The organism is Streptomyces sp. NPDC058284 (assembly GCF_042881135.1).
Classification (GTDB): domain Bacteria; phylum Actinomycetota; class Actinomycetes; order Streptomycetales; family Streptomycetaceae; genus Streptomyces.
In genome coordinates this window covers 1-1,739 of sequence record NZ_JBHVYE010000069.1, presented here as the reverse complement: position 1 = coordinate 1,739, position 1,739 = coordinate 1, and the positions used below count along the sequence as shown (strand labels likewise).

The window sequence follows — 1,739 nt, the reverse complement described above, 5'->3', positions numbered from 1 at the left end:
GGCCCTGGCAAGATTTTCGTGAAGCGGGGGTGTGCTCCCGTGCGCCGGTGACGCTCCGTCACCGATAGCGGCGTCGGAGATGGGCTATGAGGATCACGCGGTGGCGCAGGAGCGGGACTCCTGCACGACCCGCCATGATCCGTTTCTGGAGCTTTAGATCTGTGATTCGGCCTTCGTTGACGCCGGAGTTGAACACGGTGGTGATGCCCTGGACGACGGCCGGCTGGTCCTCGCGGAGGGCCTTGGCCAGACCGGCCATCGCCGGGAGCCGAGAGACGGTGAGCTTGTCGAGCCAGTTCGGCAGTGAGGTGGCTTCGCGGGCGTCGAGCATCGCGGCGAATTCCCGGACTAGTTCATGGACCTGATCCAGTTCCGGGCAGGCGGAGCGGATGCGTTGTAGCCGCTCGGTGGCGTGCAGGCCGCGACGCTGAGGTGCGATGGTGATCCAGCGGGCGACCTGACGGGGCGAGGGCGGCCGCTCGCGCGGCGTGTCGATCGGCAGCCCGCGACGTAGCGGCGCGATGGCCATCTTCACCCGCTGGTAGTGGCCGCGGAAGCCCTTGGCGGTGATCTCCTGGTGCAGCACCGTCGCGGTGTGCTCGCCCTCGTCCCATCGCTGCTGCAGATGCTCCAGATAGGGATCGAGGCTGGTGGTTCGCCGCGGCGGGGTGCGGCGTACGCACTCCTGCCAGCTGGTGGCGCGGGCGTACTTGGCCACCGTGCGTCGGTTCAGTCCCAGTTCACGGGCCATGGCGCTGAGCGAGCGGCCGGTGCCGGTCACCGCGTGCACCGCCTCGAACAGCCGCTTCGCGTGCCGCCGGGCCGGAGTATCGACCGGCTCGGGCGATACGGCCGAGCTCGCCGAAGCCGGTTCAGGATCGAGAACAGCGGCGGGCAGGCACCGACGGTGAGCAGCGGCCACGTCCGACACCCGCTTGGAAAGCCCCTGCCACAAATGAAAACGATCACTGACCTGCACCGCGCCCGGAGCGCCCTCGGTGATGCCCTGGCGGTAGACCAGCGAGCCGTCCCTGCACACCACGCGAACGCCGGGATGCGCCCGCAGCCAGGAGGCCAGCTGCTGGGCATCACGGCCGGACCACAACTCGATCGGCAACCGGGACTCGGCGTCCACCAACAGCGTGCCGTACGTGTCCGCGTACAGCGCGAAGTCGTCCACGCCCAACACCTGCGGCGTCGATGCCGGCGGGAGCGGCATGCGCATCACATGGAACAGCACACTCGTCCGCGACAGAGGCGCCTTCAGGATCTGCAGCAACCGGGCACCACCGCGGCCGGACAGCAGCACCCCGGCCATCTCCACCAGGTGCTGCAGCAGCGGACTGCGCCGCTGATAGCGCACCGTCAACCCCTCGACCTGCTCGGCGAACGTCCGCCGACCACAGCCCGGAGCGTCACAGAACAGCCGCCGCACCGACAGCCTGATCAGCACCGGACGCCCACCGACTGCGACGTCGGCAAGCGTGCGGCAGTAGCGACTGTGCACTCGTCTCGACCCGAGACCGCAGTCCGGGCACCCCGCCTGCAACTCACGGGTACAGGCGGTGATTCGGACCACGTTGCCCGCCAACCACACCCGTTCCACCCGCACCGCGTCCAGGTGCGGAGACACAGTTCGTACGAGGTCATCACACTCGCCGACCATCCCGCTATCGGTGACGGAGCGTCACCGGCGCACGGGAGCACACCCCCGCTTCACGAAAATCTTGCCAGGGCCA

At 68.7% G+C, this 1,739-nt stretch carries 1 protein-coding gene; it reads right to left on the bottom strand.

From position 1 onward, the window contains the following. Nucleotides 1–58 precede the first annotated feature (58 nt). Nucleotides 59–1,666: an ISL3 family transposase gene (locus tag ACFVYR_RS38130; protein ID WP_384263948.1), complete on the bottom strand. Its 1,608-nt coding sequence runs from the start codon at nucleotides 1,664–1,666 to the stop codon at nucleotides 59–61. Nucleotides 1,667–1,739 lie beyond the last annotated feature (73 nt).